A 16,740-nucleotide genomic window follows, 5' to 3' on the forward strand; every position below is an offset into this window, starting at 1 on the left:
TGGTTCTTTATACAGTCTAGCTGAGCTGTGGGTTGTACGAATTTTGACCAGTTGTTGACCTTGGCCCGGCGGGCGGATTTCACTCCGGAATGCGCCAGCGGGCCTAGACTTTCAGTACGAAGAAAAGTGTTAACCATCGTCCGCCAAACAGTGTTTGCGGACACCGAGGTGCATCATGCGTATGGCAAGAACCCTGCAGAGCAGCCTGGACAAGGCGCACTGCGAATATGACATCGTGTCCCACCCGCACTCGGCCAGCAGCCTTGAAACCGCGCGACTCGCGGGCATTCCTGCCGAACGGGTGGCCAAGTCAGTTATCCTCGACGACCAACACGGGCATTTCCTGATGGCTGTGCTGCCCGCCAGCCGTCATCTGGACCTGAGCAAAGTTCGCAGCAGCGGCGAATGGCAGATCTCCCGGGAAAGCAACCTGCCGCACCTGTTCGATGATTGCGAACGCGGCGCTGTGCCCGCCCTGGGCGAAGCCTATGGCCTGGACGTGGTCATCGACCCGCTACTGACCCGGCAGAAAGACATCTACCTGGAAGCCGGCAACCACACCAATCTGTTGCGCATGGAAATGCCGCAGTTTCTGAAAATGGTGCCGCACGCCGAGGTGCGTGAATTGAGCCAATGAGTTTTGTGGAGTCAGTGACATCGCCTTCGCGGGCAAGCCTCGCTCCTACAGGATCACGCGGCACCTGTAGGAGCGAGGCTTGCCCGCGAATGACTGCGCAGCAGTCACCCCATCATTTGCCATAAAAAGGAGCCCGACATGGAATCCCCAACCCACAACCTCCCCTCGCTGTTCAAGCAACTCGGCCTGCCGGACGACGCCGAAAGCATCGATAAATTCATCGCCACTCACTCACCGCTCAAGCCCGAATTGCATCTGGCCGATGCGTTTTTCTGGAACGAGAGCCAGGCTCAGTTATTGCGGGAGGAGATTCTGGATGATGCCGATTGGGCGGAGGTGGTGGATCAACTGGATGTGCTGATGAGGAAGGGGCGGGGGGTGTAACCATCTGAACGCAAGACCTTGTCACAGCTTTTCTGAAAGGTGTTACCTGAGCTGAAGTAGCTTTCATGGCGTTGAGTCCAGCCATGAGACCGAGTCATGCAGCGTGTTTGGCAGAAAGAGTCATCAGCATCTCTGAACTCGCGAAAAACGCAGGAACTATAGTGCGTGAGGCGCAAGACAGGCCTATGGCGGTGATTGAAAAAAATCAGATCAAGGCCTCTCTGGTTTCGGCAGAGCTTTTCGAAACGATGCTGGTGCGTCTTGGCGATTTCAACCAGGGGTCCGGTTGAATGTCGTAAAACGGTCCGTCCGGCTACAGAATTGTTTCAAAACTTGACCAACTTTCCCCTCCAATGCCATATTGATAGTTAGCAAACTAACAGTGTGCATTTCCCCTCGTGCCGAAAAACCTCGACGCTCTTCAGATGAACATCAGCAGCTCCATGGTGGTGGCCGCGCGGCATTGGCGGAAGATCTGCCAGACCACGCTGGTCAACTATGGGATTTCCGAAGCCTGCGCCGTCCCGTTGTTGATGATCGGGCGCCTGGGCGAGGGTGTGCGACAGGTGACGGTGGCGCAGGCGGCTGGGATGGAGAGTCCGTCGCTGGTGCGTCTGCTCGATCAGCTGTGTCACGCCGGTTACGTCTGTCGCACTGAAGACGTCCATGACCGTCGCGCCAAATGCCTGAGTCTCACTGAAACCGGTCGGGAGTTGGTGCAGGCTGTCGAAATCGAGCTGGTGCGTTTGCGCAATGAAGTGCTCGAAGGGATCGACCGCAGTGATCTGGAAGCGACGTTGCGGGTGCTGCGAGCCTTTGAAGCGGCCAACCCGCCATCGGTGGCCAACCCTTGAGCGGATTTTTTACCGGCGTTCCTCCGGCGCGGGACTGGTTCTACGGAGTGCGCACGTTCGCGGCGTCGATGATTGCGCTGTACATCGCCATGCTCATGCAAATGCCGCGTCCGTATTGGGCGATGGCCACGGTGTATATCGTTTCCAGCCCTTTTGTCGGCCCCACCAGTTCCAAGGCGTTGTACCGGGCGGTTGGCACCTTGCTCGGTGCGGCGGCCGCGGTTTTTTTCGTGCCGATGTTTGTCCAGAGCCCGTATGTGCTGGTGGTCGTGATCGCGTTGTGGACCGGGACGTTGCTGTTCCTGTCTTTGCATCTGCGCACGGCCAACAGTTATGCGCTGATGCTTGCCGGTTATACCCTGCCGCTGATCGCCCTGCCGGTTGTGGATAACCCGTTGGCGGTGTGGGATGTCGCGGAAGCGCGAACCGAAGAAATCTTTCTCGGCATCGCGGTGGCGGCCGTGGTCGGTGCCATGTTCTGGCCCCGGCGGCTGGCGCCGGTGTTCAACGATTCGGTGAACAAATGGTTCGCCGATGCCTCGACTTACAGCCTGCGTTTCCTCAGCCGCGACGTGCAACCTGATGAAGTCAGCGCCTTGCGCTCGGCGATGGTGGCGACGTTCAACAGCCTGGAATTGATGATCGGCCAGCTGCCCCACGAAGGCGCGCGGCCGCAGACGGTGCGTAATACCAAGGAACTGCGCGGCCGCATGATTCACCTGCTGCCCGTGATCGATGCCCTCGACGACGCGCTCTATGCCCTCGAACGCAGAACGCCCGAGCTTGTGGATAAGTTCGCGCCGCTGCTGACGGCGACCACCGAATGGCTGAATCACAAGGATGCCGACCTCGGCCGCTGGCAGGCGCTGAAGGATCAACTTGAGGCCTTGCAACCGTCCGCCGAAGCGCTGAATGACCGCAAGCAACTGCTGTTTTCCAACGCCCTGTATCGCCTCGGCGAGTGGGTCGACTTGTGGCAAGACTGCCGCAGCCTGCAATACGCCATTCAGTGCGAAAGCCAGGACAGCTGGCGCGCGGTGTATCGACATTGGCGCCTGGGCCGCCTGTCGCCGTTTCTCGACCGGGGGCTGATGCTTTATTCGGCGGCGTCCACGGTGACCGCGATTATTGTCGCCTCGGTGCTATGGATCCTGCTCGGCTGGACCGATGGCGGCGCTGCGGTGATTCTGGCGGCGGTGGCGTGCAGCTTCTTCGCCTCGATGGACGACCCGGCGCCGCAGATTTTCCGGTTCTTTTTCTGGACCGCGATGTCGGTGTTGTTCGCCAGTCTTTATCTATTCCTGGTCCTGCCCAACCTGCATGATTTTCCGATGCTGGTGCTGGCGTTTTCTGTGCCGTTCATTTGCATCGGCACCCTGACGGTCAAGCCGCAGTTTTACCTGGGCATGCTGCTGACGCTGGTCAACACCTCGTCGTTCATCAGCATTCAGGGCGCTTACGACGCGGATTTCCTCAGCTTCGCCAACTCCAACCTCGCCGGCCCCGTCGGCTTGCTGTTTGCCTTTGTCTGGACGCTGATCGCCCGGCCATTCGGTGCGGAACTGGCGGCCAAGCGGCTGACCCGTTTCAGCTGGCGCGACATCGTCAGCCTGACCGAGCCGGCCACGCTGGCCGAACACCGGCACCTGGGCGTGCAGATGCTCGATCGCCTGATGCAGCATCTGCCGCGCCTGGCCATGACCGGGCAAGACACCGGCATCGCGCTGCGGGAAGTGCGCGTAGCGCTGAACCTGCTCGACTTGCTGGCTTACACGCCGCGAGTGCTCGGCGCCCCGCAAGTGCTGCTGCATCAAGTGGTGGCCGAGGTTGGCGAGTATTTCAAGGCGTGCCTGAAGGCGGGCGAGCGATTGCCGGCACCGAGCCCGCTGCTGATGACCCTAGACCGCACCCGCCGCGCCCTCAACACCGAGTGCGATGACGGCGCGCGCCTGCACCTGTTGCATGCCCTGAGCGGCCTGCGCCTGTCGCTGCTGCCAGGGGTGGAATTCGTCGCCTTGGGCGAACTCGAAGAACCGCTTCCCCATGGCATCGATGGAGCGCCTTTATGATCGGTGATCTGGATATCAGCGGGGTGTTCCTGCCCACGTTGCTGGTGCTGATGGGCATTACGTATCTGTTGTTCCTGTTGGTGCACGGGCTGCTGACACGCCTGCACTTTTACCGTCTGGTCTGGCACCGGGCATTGTTTAACGTGGCTCTCTACGCCTTGCTGCTTGGCGCCGTGGACTCACTCAGTCGATACCTGATGACATGAAAAAACCTTTTTTGACCCTCGGTCGCGTGGTCCTGACCTTGCTGATCGTGACCTTCGCCGTCGTCGTGGTCTGGCGCATGGTGATGTATTACATGTTCGCGCCCTGGACCCGGGACGGGCACATCCGCGCCGACATCGTGCAGATCGCGCCGGACGTTTCCGGGCTGATCCAGCAAGTGCAGGTGCGTGACAACCAATTGGTGAAACGCGGCCAGGTGCTGTTCAGCATCGACCAGGACCGATTCAAACTGGCCTTGCGTCAGGCGAAAGCGGCGGTCGCCGACCGTCAGGAAACCCTGGCCCAGGCGCAACGGGAAGCCAAGCGTAACCGTGGCCTGGGCAATCTGGTGCCGGGCGAGCAACTGGAAGAAAGCCAGTCGCGGGTCGCTCGCGCCGAAGTGGCGTTGATGGAAGCCCAAGTGGCGGTGGACAGCGCCCAGCTCAACCTGGACCGCTCGACCATTCGCAGCCCGGTGGATGGTTATGTCAACGACCGTGCGCCGCGTGCGCAGGAATTCGTCACCGCCGGGCGTCCGGTGTTGTCGGTGGTGGACAGTAATTCGTTCCACATCGACGGTTATTTCGAAGAAACCAAACTCGACGGCATTCACGTCGGCCAGTCGGTCGACATCCGCGTGGTCGGCGACCGCGCGCGTTTGCGTGGCCACGTGGAAAGCATCGTCGCCGGCATCGAGGACCGCGACCGCAGCAGCGGCAGCAACCTGCTGCCCAACGTCAATCCGGCGTTCAGCTGGGTGCGCCTGGCCCAGCGGATTCCGGTGCGGATTGCCTTCGACGACGTACCGGCGGATTTCCGCATGATCGCCGGGCGCACCGCCACGGTATCGATCATGGAAGACCAGCCGCAGGAGCCCGCGAAATGAGCAGGGCCGCGGGTTTGGCTGTCGTCGGATTAGGCGTGTTGCTGTCGGCCTGTCAGGTGGTCGGGCCGGATTATCACCTGCCGGACGACGCGGCCATCCACCGTGAAGACTTGCAGGGTGACTTGGCGGTGAACGGTAAAAATGTCGTTTCGGCCCCGGTGCCCGCCGATTGGTGGCGCCTGTATCAGGATCCGCGCCTGGACCAATTGGTGCAGCAGGCCATGGTCACCAATACCGATTTGCGCGTGGCGGCGGCGAGCCTTTCCCGGGCCCGTGCTCAGGTTGACGAAGCGCAGGCGGCGGGCGGCTGGAGCGGCGGCGTGAAAATGGGTGCCCAGCGTTTGCAGGAGTCCGGCGAAGCCTTCTTGCTGGCGGATAAAGTGCCCGTGGCCAACGTTGGCGACATCGGCATTACGACCTCGTATCAGTTCGACCTGTTTGGCACCTTGCAGCGTGGCATCGAAGCGGCCAAGGCCAATGCCGACGCGACCCAGGCTGCAGCCGATACCGCACGCATCACCTTGGTGGCCGATGTGGTTCGGGCCTACACCCAAGTGTGTGCGGCCAATGAAGAGCAGGAAATCGCCCAGCATTCCCTCGACCTGCAAGCCCAAGGCACGACCCTGATCCAGCGTCTGCGCGACGCCGGGCGCGGCGATGAAACCCAGGTCACGCGCTCGCAAACCCAATTCAAATCCTTGCGCGCCGACATGCCGCGCTATGAAGCGGCGCGCCAGGCGGGTTTGTTCCGTTTGTCGATGCTGTTGGCCAAACCGATCGATCAGTTGCCGGCCGGGACCGCCACCTGCAACGAACTGCCGAAAATCACTCAATTATTGCCGGTCGGTGACGGCGCCGCTTTGCTCAAGCGCCGGCCCGATGTGCGCCAGGCCGAGCGCCGTCTGGCCGCCGCGACCGCTGGCATCGGCATCGCCACCGGCGAGTTGTACCCGGACATCAGCATCGGCGCGACCGTCGGCACCGTCGGCATCCTGGAAAACCTCGGCAAACCGGCAACCAACCGCTGGGGCTTTGGTCCGTTGTTGACCTGGACTGTGCCGTCCAATGGTTCCCGGGCGCGAATCCGTGAGGCAGAAGCGGCGACCCAAGGCACGCTGGCGCATTTCGACGGCGTGGTGCTTAACGCCATCCGCGAAACCCAGACCAGCCTGGCGCAATACTCCGCGCTGCTGCAACGCCGCGATGCGTTGGCCGATGCCGAACAATCGGCACAACTGGCCGCCGACCAGACCCACCGCTTCTTCCAGGCCGGCCGCGCATCGTTCCTGGCGGACCTGCAAGCCACCCGCACCTACACCGATGTACGGGCGCAATTGGCCTCCGCGAACACGCAAGTTGCCATGAGCCAGATCGATCTGTTCCTCGCGTTGGGCGGTGGCTGGGAAAGCGGACGAACGCAAGCGTCACAACCCGGCAAACCCTGAGGCCGTTGCTATGCTTTGATTTGATGAAGTCGCGCGTCGATTTCATCGATCAAGGCTCGCGTTGGTCATGGGGATCTAATAATGAAAAACCCTTATGCTCCCGGCTTCTGGTGCGCTATTGCGGCATTGGTTCTGCTGTCGGCCACCTATTTCTACGGCATCATGCTGGCCCACCAGATCGACAAGGCTCTGGTGTTCCTCGACAGCGCAGCCGCGCTGATTGCTGTGATGGCAATCGTCGTAGTGGCCTGGGCCTCAGTCCAGGGCCAGCGCATCAAGAAAAGACAACTCGAACAAGGCAAGACCCGGGTGCTGATCTGGGACACCAAGGTGGCTTTGCGTCGGGTCGAAACGGTGTTTGACCGCTATTTCTGGGGCAGTTACTGGCAACCGGGGCGCACGTTCCAGGAAGTCATGGGCGAACTCACCGGCACGCCACTGGAAAAAAGCCTCGATACGTTGAAGAAACAATGCCTTGAACTGGACAAGCAAGTCTCCGAAGACGGCAGGCACTGGCTGAACAACGCCCGCGAACTCTCCGATGTCGCCGCCGCCATGGCCCGCGAACGCTATCAGCTGGACTTCTGCGATCCCCGTGCGGACGTGGCGGGCGGGGCGGTAATCAATCGCGATTTTGAAGTGCTGGTGTATACGTGGACGGCGCGGCTCAAAAGCTTTGATCACCAGCTGGATGAGATGGAAGTTCAGTATTCCTGAATTGATGTTGTCGGTATTGACGCCTTCGCGGGCAAGCCTCGCTCCTACAAGGATCATGCGATACCTGTAGGAGCGAGGTTTGCCCGCGAACGCGATTTCATGACCGCCGAAACTCTCGGCCCGTGCACGCGGTCCATAGACACTCTTTAACCTTTAAACATTGGGCCACCCGGTGCGCCTGATGCTAATCTCCCTCGCACTTTCAGCGCAGTCGTGACCGCAACCCGTCAAGGGTTCAGGGAAGACGACAACATTTTCAACAACGGACATTGATCGGGTAATTCATGAATAAATCAGCAGGCGTGCTTCTTGGAATCGTCGTTGCCATCGGTGCAATCAGCGCCGGTGGTGCCTGGTACACCGGCACCAAAATCGAAGGCGTGCTGAATACCTCGATCGCTGACGCCAACAAAGAGCTGAAAGCCGCGCTGGTGGGTTCCAACGGCACGGCATCGCTGGAACTGGTCTCGCTGGAGCGCCACGTGTTCAGCAGCACCGCGCACTATCGCCTCAAGGGCGAAGGTGAAATGTTTGGCGAAGCGCCGGTCGAGTTGCTGTTCGTCGACCACATCGAACACGGACCGCTGCCGTTCTCGCGTCTGATGTCGCTGAAATGGCTGCCGGTCATGGCCACCAGTCACTACGAGCTGGAAAGAACGCCAACCACCGAGAAATGGTTTGCCGCCGCCAAGGACCAGTCGCCGCTCAAGGGCCTGGTCAATATCGGGTACGACAATTCCACCAACGGTACGCTCGAATTGCTGCCGCTGGACGTGGCGCTGGACGCCACCTCCCATCTGAAGTTTTCCGGTCTGAACCTCGACGTCGCCGCCAGCGCCCAAGCCCAAAAGGTCAAGGCTGACGGCTACATGGACAGCCTGACGCTGACCACGGTGGCTGAAGACCAGACACCCGTGAAGGTCGAGCTGAACGGCCTGACCGTGGCCAGCAACCTGACCAAAAGCACCTACGGTTATTACGTCGGCGACAACACCCTGGAGGTGACCGACAGCAAAACCACCTTCGGCGCCAAACAGTCGGTACTGGGCTTCAAGAAATTTGAAATGAAAAACCACACCGAAGAGTCGGGCACCAGCGCTTCGGGGCGCGCCGATTACAAGGTGGGCGAGGTGTCGTTGAATGGCAAAACGTTCGGTTCTGCGCAGATGGCCATGAGCCTGAAAAACCTCGACATCCCGGCGACCATGTCGCTGATGCAGATCTACCAGACCAAATTGCAGCCCTACGAGAAGGCCGCCGCCGAAGCCGCTGCCGCCGGTGAACCGGCGCCAGAACTGGTGTTGACCCCGGAAGAAGAAGCACAGGTCAAAATCGGTCTGGAAAAACTGCTCGCGGCTGGCCCGCAGGTCGCCCTGGAGAATCTGTCGTTCAAATCCACCAACGGTGAAAGCCGCGCCAACCTGGTGCTCGACCTGACCAAACCGCAGTCCATGGACCTGCCGCCAGACCAGTTGACCCAACAACTGATTGCGCTGCTGGATTTCAATCTGAAAGTGTCCAAGCCAATGCTCGTTGACCTGTTCACTGTGCAATCGCAGATTGACGGTCAGACCGACGCCAAGCTCATCGCCGATCAGGCAACGGCGACTGCTGACATGTTCAGCAGCATGGCGGTCGGTACGCAATTGGCCAAGCTGGAGGGCAACGATGTCGTCGCCAAATTGCATTACGCCAACAATCAGGTGGAATTCAATGGCCAGAAAATGACCGTTGAACAATTTGTCGGCTTCGTGATGAGCAAACTCGGCGGCGTTGCACCGATTCAGTAATACCGCTCGCTTCATGGCAACGCCCGGTCTCTGCGAACGCAGGCACCGGGCGTTTTGCTGTCCGCTGTTTAAACCTAATCCACATCCCGAATCAACAGCCACGCCTCATCCACCGGCAGCGGTTGCTTCATCCGTTCAGCGAGCATCGCCATCGCCCGCTCTTTGTCGCAGGCAACAGCCGCCACCACCACGCCGTTCTTGCTGAACAGGCCGATAAAGGGTGGATGGTCAGGGTTGCCCTTGAACTCGACTTCGTCCCAGCTTTCGGCGTGGCCGAGGTAGTCGTAATTTTTGCCGAAGTGCCAGGTCCAGAAATACGGCACGTCGAGGTAGTGCTCGTCGCCGCCCAGCATGTTCGCCGCCCCGATCCGCGCCTGTTGCTGCGCCAGGCGCCAGTGCTCGATGCGCTGGGGCTGGCCGTTGAGCGGGAAGGTCGCGATATCACCCGCCGCCCAGAGCCCTTCGGCCACGCGCATGCCGCCGTCGACCTGCAGTGAACGGTCTTTTTCCTTGGTAAGGTCGGCAAACGGTTCCGTCGCCGGGCTGACGCCGATGCCGACGAGCACCAGATCGGCAGGCAAACGTTGACCGTTTTCCAGTTTCACCGCTTCGACCTTGCCCGTGCCTTCGATTTGCGCGGCTTCGCTGTCGGTATGAAACACCACGCCGTTGGCCACGTGCCGGGCACGAATCGCTTTGCCGACCGCTTCGCCAAACTGCTTGACGAACGGCACTGCGTGGCGCGCCAGCACGGTGACCTCCAGACCGTATTGGCGCAGGGCCGACGCGGACTCCAGGGCAATGAAGCTATCGCCGATGATCACCACCCGTTGGCCGGGTTTTGCAGCGTTCAGAATCCGCGTCGCCTGATCCTTGGAGCGCAGCAGGAAGACTTGCGGCAAGTCGGCGCCTGGCAACGTGAGGGGGTTGGGTGTGCCGCCGGTCGCGAGCAGCGCAGCGTCATAGGTCAGTGACTGACCGTCGGCCAGTCGCAGTGTTTTGTTGGCCGTATCCAGGCTCGCCACTTCACCGTTTATTCGCTCGATGCGCTGCTCGCGGTAAAAGTGTTCATCCCGTAGCGGCGGGACTTCTTCGGGCGGCATTTCCCCGGCAATCACGAATTTGCTCAGCACTGTGCGGTCGTAACCGGCATCGGCTTCACGGTCGATCAGCACGACACGGCCACCAAAGCCTTTTTCGCGCAATGCCGCTGCTCCCGCCGTGCCGGCGGCCCCGGCTCCGATGATCACAAATGTGCGCTCATCGTCGGCTGGCGGGGTGTGGGGATCCGATAGCGGCTGATCGTCGACCCAGACCTCGTCATCACGCATCTCCAGGGGATAGCGCTTGAGGCTGTCCAGAGACGGCGGATCACACAGCCCGCCATCCTCGATCCGATACGCGGCTTTGTGCCACGGACAGATCAGACGCCCATGACACAGCGCACCCTCGGCCAGCGGCGCCCCGGCGTGGGGGCATTCACCTTGATAGGCGCGCAATTGATCGCCGACCCGTAGCAAAACTATCTTGGTGTCCGCGATCCGTACTTCCAGGCCTCGGTTTTCGGGCACATCGGCAAAACGGGCGACGCGGTGCAGGGCCATGATCATTCTCCAGGCGGGCGTTTCACTTAAGAGTTTGGCCTTTGTCCCGAGGTTCAGCCAATTCCCACTGCCACCGCACCAACGGTACGGCTATAGTTCGCAGGCCGACGAAGGCCCCATCCGCACAAGGTGCTCCGGAATGACCCGATTGACCTCTCTGAACCCTTGGCTGGCGGCCGTTGCAGTCGCCCTTTGCGTGCAATTTCCGGCGCAGGCCCAGGAGCGTTTCACCGTCAGCATTCCCGGTGTTTCGGATAACCGCCTGTTCACCTCGGCGGCGGCTAGCGACGCCAGCGGCTGCGGCGGCAAGAATCAGTCCCCGGCCCTGAGCTGGAACGCCGGCCCCCAGGGCACCTTGAGCTACGCCATCGTCATGCACGACCCGGACGGCCAGAAAGGCCTTGGGGTCGATCACTGGATTCACTACGGCATCAAGGCCACGACCCGTCAGATCCCGGCCGGTGTGGGCGCCAAATCCGCGCTAGAAGGTATGGGCGGCAGCAACAGCAAAGGCACCACCGGCTACATCGGTCCTTGTCCACCCGTCGGCGACAGCTCCCACCACTACATTATCCAGCTCTACGCCCTGGACCTCGCTCCGGACGCCTTGCCCGCCGGCCTGACGCGTGCGCAGCTGCTGGAGAAAATCAAAGGCCATGTGCTGAAAAACAGCAGTGTGGTGCGGCGTTATCACCGCTGAGATTAATTTTTCAGCCGGCTTAACCCGAACCTGGACGGGGGCTCGTCTCAGAGGATGAATGGATCAATTTCCTCCTGAGGTCAGCCCCCATGTCCCTCCCTCTGCATTTCCTCCGCCCGGCCGCCCAGGGTTTCACCGTCGGGTTGCTGTTGGCCGTTGCCGGTTGCGGCGCTTCCTCTAAACCTGAGTCCGCCGCAGTGTCGCCACCGGCTCAAGGTGCACTGAAGACTGAGGCGCTGGTGCGCAGCGAGTCCGTTGCCGCGGATGCCTCGATGGCCAAACGCAGCGCCCGTCCAGCCCCCATGGCGAGCTTTGCGCCTGAGGTGGCTGCGCCGGGTTATCGGGATGAGCAGCGCGAGCAATATCAGGCATTGGCGGATAACCCGATTCACAGTGTGGCCGAGGCGCCGGTCTCGACCTTCAGCGCCGACGTCGATACCGGCGCTTACGCCAATGTCCGCCGCTTGCTGAATCAGGGGCGCCTGCCGCCCGAAGGCGCTGTGCGGCTGGAAGAACTGGTCAATTACTTTCCCTACGACTACGCGCTGCCCACGGACGGCTCGCCTTTTGGCGTGACCACTGAACTGGCGCCATCGCCATGGAATCCGCATACCCGTTTGCTGCGCATCGGTATCAAAGCCTCGGACCGCGCAGTCGCGGAACTTGCCCCGGCCAACCTGGTGTTTTTGGTGGACGTCTCCGGCTCGATGGACCGTCGCGAAGGTTTGCCACTGGTCAAAAGCACCCTGAAATTGCTGGTCGATCAACTGCGCGAGCAGGACCGGGTGTCTTTGGTGGTCTACGCCGGCGATTCGCGTGTGGTTCTTGAGCCGACTTCTGGACGGGAAAAAGCGAAGATTCGTACAGCGATTGATCAATTGACCGCCGGTGGCTCGACGGCGGGTGCCTCGGGCATCGAACTGGCCTATCAGATGGCGCAACAAGCCTTCATTCCCAAAGGCATCAACCGCATCCTGCTGGCCACGGACGGTGACTTCAACGTCGGCATCAGCGACTTCGACAGCCTCAAGCAAATGGCTGTGGATAAACGCAAGACTGGCGTTTCCCTGACCACCTTGGGTTTTGGTGTGGATAACTACAATGAACACCTGATGGAACAACTGGCCGACGCCGGCGATGGCAACTACGCCTACATCGACAACCTGCGCGAGGCGCGCAAAGTGCTGGTGGATCAACTCGGTTCAACCCTCGCGGTGGTGGCGAAAAACGTGAAGCTGCAAGTGGAGTTCAACCCGGCGCAGGTCAGCGAATATCGGCTGCTGGGGTATGAGAACCGGGCGCTGAAGCGTGAGGATTTCAGCAACGACAAAGTCGATGCCGGTGAAATTGGTGCAGGACACACGGTGACGGCGTTGTACGAAATCGTGCCCAAGGGCGAGAAGGGCTGGCTGGAGCCGCTGCGGTATGGCAAGGCTGAGCCGGTGGCTTCCGGTACAACTGGGGAGTTGGCGATGCTGCGTGTGCGATATCAGCTGCCGGAAGGTGGGAAAAGTCGCTTGATCGAACGGCCGATTGCGGGTGATTCGGTCGGCAAAGCCAGTGATGACCTGCGCTTTGCGTCGGCCGTGGCGGCCTTTTCCCAGCAGCTCAAGGACGGGCGTTACACCGGTGATTTCAGCCTGAAGGACACCGAAGCCTTGGCGCGCGGTGCACGGGGCGACGACCCATTCGGTCTGCGCGCCGAGTTCGTGCAATTGGTTGAGTTGGCGCAGAGCCTGCGAACCACTACCGCCGCCTCCAGCACTGAGTCGCATAAAGGAGCTTATAACTGACATGTCCGCGCCTGAACCGAGCGACGAATCGCTACTGGCCCGGTACCGCGCAGGCGACGGGCCAGCGTTCGAGATCTTGTACGCCCGTCATCGCCAAGGCCTCTACCGATTCCTCTTCGGTTTGAGCGGCAGGCCTGAACTGGCCGAAGAGGTTTACCAGGACACCTGGCTGAGCCTGATCCGCAGCACCAGTCAGCCACAAGGCCGGGCGAATTTTCGTACATGGCTCTATCAGATTGCCCGCAACCGATTGATCGATCACTGGCGCAAACATGGCATTCACAACCCTTTGCACGACAGCTACGACGAACAAACCCACGCCGTGATTGATGAGGCGACCGATCCCGAACAACTGCTGAGCCTGAGCCGCGACAGCCAACGCCTCGAAACCGCGTTGCACGACCTGCCCGCCGACCAGCGCGAAGTGTTCCTGCTGCGCGCCCACGGCGATCTCGACCTGCCGCAGATCGCCGCCCTCACCGAAACACCCCTGGAAACCGTCAAGAGTCGCTTGCGCTATGCCCAGCAAAAACTGCGTCGGCTGCTGGCCGAGGAGGTACTGACATGACTGACGCCCGTAAAACACCGGAAGACCAAGTGCTTCAGCATTACCGTGAACACGTGGCTGACGAACCACCGGCTCATCTGGATGCATTCATCCTGGCTGCTGCACACCGTGAAACACCTGCGCACAAACCGAACTTGTGGCAACGCTGGGTCCAGGCTTGCCAAAAACCTCGATGGCAGGTCGCATTCGCCAGCCTCGTTGGCGTCGCCTTCATGTTGGCGCTGGTGCAGCGTACGCCTGAGCAAGTGCCAACTTTGGATTCCAGCCCTGCACCCAAAACCTCGTCTTTTGCGGCCAAGAAAGAAGCTGCAGAAGCGCCGGCATCGGTTGCCCGCTCAATGGCGGCCCCGGCCGGCGCGATGTCCGCGCCTGCGCCCGCACCCGTAGCGCCAATGGCCGAGTTGGCTGCGCCCGCGCAGAGCGAATCGATCAGCGCTGACATGGTGGAAGAAGCAAAAGTGAGCAAACGCCCAGGGGAGGCGCCGGCGAAGTTTATCGACGACCAGTTACGTGAAGTGATTCGCTTGCAAAATGCCGGTCAAACCAAAGCAGCTGATGAGCTGATGGCGACCTTGCACAAACGCTTTCCCAAGGAAAATCTCGCGGCTCGGCTCAAGGAATTGCAGAGAAACTGAGCAGCAGGGCGGTCGTCCATTTGGCAACGAGCCCCGAAAGCGCGCACTATCGGCCTATAGCCGATGCGTTGGAGGATGCCGTGGCAAAAAAAATCGACCGCATCGCCCAAATGCTCAACTGCCCGGAAAAGGGTGAGGTATTGCGGCGCGCTGTGACGGAGAGTCGTAAGGAGTTTCTGCTGGCGAAGCAGGCAGAGGAAGCGCTGGAGGAAGACGTCCTTGATGATGGAGAGGTTGAGGACGAAGAGGATGATGAGTACGACGAGTTTGATTGGACGACGGAATGAAAGACCACATTATGCTCGTTTGTGAATCTGACACCTTGGTTGCTCAGCGCTCGTCCTACACGGAATCACAGCAGATGGCAGTTCGGTTACAAGCTAAGGCTATTGAAGCTAGCTGTAATGATCCGCGTCCAAATATCGCCGCCGAAACAGTGTTTGCGGAGCTTTATGTGCTCATTGATGACATTGAGGCTAAGCAAAGCAGGCCGGGACACCGTCCACAAAAAAGCCCCAGACCTTACGGTCTGAGGCTTTCTCGTTTCTACTAGTATGGTGCACCAGGCGGGATTCGAACCCACGACCCCTGCCTTCGGAGGGCAGTACTCTATCCAGCTGAGCTACTGGTGCAAGCGGGCGCCATGATACTCATATGCACTGCGGGCGTCCATGCTGCTGAATCGACTGCGGTTTTCGCAAGCGTAACAACCGTTTGCTACGTTGATCAGAAAAAGTAGGCAAATGCGGCGTTTTCGTTCTTTTTTTCGAACAGACTATTGTCCTTTACCCCCTTTGATCCTAGGATTCGTTTGAGATTTCAAACGCTCTTGTCTGGGTGCTGAACCGCACGAGTTTCGAACAGTGCGCTATTTATGTGCTTCAGCCCGGTGAATGATTTCCCTGACGGCAGCCTACAAGGCGCCTTTCTACAATCATAATTCGCTCCGCGCTGGTCGCGGTGCTGTTAAGGAAAGCCGACATGCAGCTTAAAGACACCCAGTTGTTCCGCCAGCAAGCCTTTATCGATGGCGCTTGGGTTGATGCGGACAATGGTCTGACGATCAAGGTCAACAACCCGGCAACGGGCGAAATTCTGGGCACTGTGCCGAAAATGGGCGCTGCCGAAACCCGCCGTGCCATCGAAGCCGCTGACAAGGCGCTGCCGGCCTGGCGTGCACTGACCGCCAAGGACCGCGCGAACAAGCTGCGTCGCTGGTTCGAACTGATCATCGAAAACCAGGACGACCTGGCTCGACTGATGACCCTGGAACAGGGCAAGCCATTGGCTGAAGCCAAGGGCGAAATCGTTTACGCCGCTTCCTTCATCGAGTGGTTCGCCGAAGAAGCCAAGCGCATCTACGGTGACGTGATTCCGGGCCACCAGCCAGATAAGCGCCTGATCGTGATCAAGCAGCCGATCGGCGTGACCGCAGCCATCACCCCGTGGAACTTCCCGGCCGCGATGATCACCCGTAAAGCCGGCCCGGCCCTGGCCGCCGGTTGCACCATGGTGCTCAAGCCTGCTTCGCAAACTCCATTCTCCGCATTCGCGTTGGCTGAACTGGCCCAGCGTGCCGGCATCCCTGCCGGTGTGTTCAGCGTGGTCACCGGCAGTGCCGGCGACATCGGCAGCGAGCTGACCAGCAACCCGATCGTGCGTAAATTGTCCTTCACTGGCTCGACCGAAATCGGTCGTCAGTTGATGGCTGAATGCGCCAAGGACATCAAGAAAGTGTCCCTGGAACTGGGCGGCAACGCGCCGTTCATCGTGTTCGACGACGCGGACCTGGATAAGGCCGTCGAAGGCGCAATCATTTCCAAGTACCGCAACAACGGCCAGACCTGCGTCTGCGCCAACCGTCTGTACATTCAGGATTCGGTCTACGACGCGTTTGCCGAGAAGCTGAAAGTGGCCGTAGCCAAACTCAAGATCGGCAACGGTCTGGAAGAAGGCACCACCACTGGCCCGCTGATCGACGAAAAAGCCGTGGCCAAGGTTCAAGAGCACATTGCTGACGCAATCAGCAAAGGTGCAACCGTTCTGGCGGGTGGCAAGGTCATGGAAGGCAACTTCTTCGAGCCGACTATCCTGACCAACGTGCCGAAAAACGCTGCCGTGGCCAAGGAAGAAACCTTCGGTCCATTGGCGCCACTGTTCCGCTTTAAAGACGAAGCCGAAGTGATCGCGATGTCCAACGACACCGAGTTCGGCCTGGCCTCGTATTTCTATGCTCGCGACCTGGGTCGTGTGTTCCGTGTGGCCGAAGCTCTGGAATACGGCATGGTCGGCGTCAACACCGGGTTGATCTCCAACGAAGTCGCGCCGTTCGGCGGCATCAAGGCGTCGGGCCTGGGCCGTGAAGGCTCCAAGTACGGCATCGAAGATTACCTGGAAATCAAATACCTCTGCCTGGGCATCTAAGCTCGGCAGACGGGAATGCAACAAGCGGAA

General features: G+C 60.2%; 18 protein-coding genes and 1 tRNA gene. 17 read left to right on the forward strand and 2 right to left on the reverse strand.

Features of this window, described 5'->3' with window-relative positions:
* Positions 1 to 175 precede the first annotated feature (175 nt).
* From HP062_RS21715 to HP062_RS21755, 10 genes are all read left to right on the forward strand, one after another.
* Positions 176 to 637: an aminoacyl-tRNA deacylase gene (locus HP062_RS21715; RefSeq protein ID WP_010464901.1), complete on the forward strand. Its 462-nt coding sequence runs from the start codon at positions 176 to 178 to the stop codon at positions 635 to 637.
* Between the two features lie 138 nt (positions 638 to 775).
* Positions 776 to 1,021: a DUF2789 domain-containing protein gene (locus tag HP062_RS21720; RefSeq protein WP_010464900.1), complete on the forward strand. Its 246-nt coding sequence runs from the start codon at positions 776 to 778 to the stop codon at positions 1,019 to 1,021.
* A 161-nt stretch (positions 1,022 to 1,182) separates the two neighbouring features.
* On the forward strand, positions 1,183 to 1,311 hold the full coding sequence (locus HP062_RS31195) for a hypothetical protein (protein WP_256665866.1): 129 nt from the start codon (positions 1,183 to 1,185) through the stop codon (positions 1,309 to 1,311).
* Positions 1,312 to 1,446: 135 nt separating this feature from the next.
* Positions 1,447 to 1,875, forward strand: a complete 429-nt coding sequence (locus HP062_RS21725) for a MarR family winged helix-turn-helix transcriptional regulator (protein ID WP_154913457.1) — start codon at positions 1,447 to 1,449, stop codon at positions 1,873 to 1,875.
* On the forward strand, positions 1,872 to 3,944 hold the full coding sequence (locus HP062_RS21730; protein ID WP_172792004.1) for an FUSC family protein: 2,073 nt from the start codon (positions 1,872 to 1,874) through the stop codon (positions 3,942 to 3,944). Before HP062_RS21725 ends, HP062_RS21730 begins: the two co-directional genes overlap by 4 nt.
* Entirely contained in the window at positions 3,941 to 4,150 is a 210-nt protein-coding gene (locus HP062_RS21735; RefSeq protein WP_010464893.1) for a DUF1656 domain-containing protein, read from the forward strand. Before HP062_RS21730 ends, HP062_RS21735 begins: the two co-directional genes overlap by 4 nt.
* On the forward strand, positions 4,147 to 5,034 hold the full coding sequence (locus tag HP062_RS21740) for an HlyD family secretion protein (RefSeq protein WP_010464891.1): 888 nt from the start codon (positions 4,147 to 4,149) through the stop codon (positions 5,032 to 5,034). Before HP062_RS21735 ends, HP062_RS21740 begins: the two co-directional genes overlap by 4 nt.
* Positions 5,031 to 6,479 (forward strand): efflux transporter outer membrane subunit, encoded by a 1,449-nt coding sequence (locus HP062_RS21745; protein WP_172792005.1) that lies wholly within the window; start codon positions 5,031 to 5,033, stop codon positions 6,477 to 6,479. Before HP062_RS21740 ends, HP062_RS21745 begins: the two co-directional genes overlap by 4 nt.
* A gap of 81 nt (positions 6,480 to 6,560) precedes the next feature.
* Positions 6,561 to 7,196, forward strand: a complete 636-nt coding sequence (locus tag HP062_RS21750) for an NADH:ubiquinone oxidoreductase subunit N (RefSeq protein WP_083375310.1) — start codon at positions 6,561 to 6,563, stop codon at positions 7,194 to 7,196.
* 284 nt (positions 7,197 to 7,480) lie between these two features.
* Positions 7,481 to 8,986: a YdgA family protein gene (locus tag HP062_RS21755; RefSeq protein WP_010464885.1), complete on the forward strand. Its 1,506-nt coding sequence runs from the start codon at positions 7,481 to 7,483 to the stop codon at positions 8,984 to 8,986.
* Between the two features lie 74 nt (positions 8,987 to 9,060).
* On the opposite strand, the gene HP062_RS21760 is transcribed toward HP062_RS21755, so the two are convergent.
* Positions 9,061 to 10,590, reverse strand: a complete 1,530-nt coding sequence (locus tag HP062_RS21760) for an apoptosis inducing factor family protein (protein ID WP_172792006.1) — start codon at positions 10,588 to 10,590, stop codon at positions 9,061 to 9,063.
* 139 nt (positions 10,591 to 10,729) lie between these two features.
* On the opposite strand from HP062_RS21760, the gene HP062_RS21765 reads away from it, so the two are divergent.
* The 6 genes from HP062_RS21765 (at position 10,730) to HP062_RS21790 (ending at position 14,839) form a co-directional block, all read left to right on the forward strand.
* Positions 10,730 to 11,290, forward strand: a complete 561-nt coding sequence (locus HP062_RS21765) for a YbhB/YbcL family Raf kinase inhibitor-like protein (RefSeq protein WP_010464881.1) — start codon at positions 10,730 to 10,732, stop codon at positions 11,288 to 11,290.
* Between the two features lie 89 nt (positions 11,291 to 11,379).
* On the forward strand, positions 11,380 to 13,083 hold the full coding sequence (locus tag HP062_RS21770) for a VWA domain-containing protein (protein ID WP_172792007.1): 1,704 nt from the start codon (positions 11,380 to 11,382) through the stop codon (positions 13,081 to 13,083).
* A gap of 1 nt (position 13,084) precedes the next feature.
* On the forward strand, positions 13,085 to 13,651 hold the full coding sequence (locus HP062_RS21775; RefSeq protein ID WP_010464876.1) for an RNA polymerase sigma factor: 567 nt from the start codon (positions 13,085 to 13,087) through the stop codon (positions 13,649 to 13,651).
* Positions 13,648 to 14,286: a hypothetical protein gene (locus tag HP062_RS21780; protein WP_172792008.1), complete on the forward strand. Its 639-nt coding sequence runs from the start codon at positions 13,648 to 13,650 to the stop codon at positions 14,284 to 14,286. The genes HP062_RS21775 and HP062_RS21780 overlap by 4 nt, the downstream gene beginning before the upstream one ends.
* Before the next feature lie 20 nt (positions 14,287 to 14,306).
* Positions 14,307 to 14,573, forward strand: coding sequence for a hypothetical protein (locus HP062_RS21785; protein ID WP_256665867.1), 267 nt, complete (start codon positions 14,307 to 14,309; stop codon positions 14,571 to 14,573).
* Positions 14,570 to 14,839 (forward strand): hypothetical protein, encoded by a 270-nt coding sequence (locus HP062_RS21790; protein WP_172792010.1) that lies wholly within the window; start codon positions 14,570 to 14,572, stop codon positions 14,837 to 14,839. Before HP062_RS21785 ends, HP062_RS21790 begins: the two co-directional genes overlap by 4 nt.
* A gap of 2 nt (positions 14,840 to 14,841) precedes the next feature.
* On the opposite strand, the gene HP062_RS21795 is transcribed toward HP062_RS21790, so the two are convergent.
* Positions 14,842 to 14,918, reverse strand: a tRNA-Arg gene (locus HP062_RS21795).
* Between the two features lie 349 nt (positions 14,919 to 15,267).
* Between HP062_RS21795 and gabD the strand changes: the two genes are divergently transcribed.
* Positions 15,268 to 16,710 carry an NADP-dependent succinate-semialdehyde dehydrogenase gene (gene gabD / locus HP062_RS21800; protein WP_010464868.1) on the forward strand — a complete coding sequence of 481 codons (1,443 nt, stop codon included), beginning with the start codon at positions 15,268 to 15,270 and terminating at the stop codon, positions 16,708 to 16,710.
* Positions 16,711 to 16,740: the final 30 nt, after the last annotated feature.

Origin of the sequence: Pseudomonas sp. B14-6 (genome assembly GCF_013260315.1) — a bacterium.
GTDB classification, from domain to species: domain Bacteria; phylum Pseudomonadota; class Gammaproteobacteria; order Pseudomonadales; family Pseudomonadaceae; genus Aquipseudomonas; species Aquipseudomonas mandelii.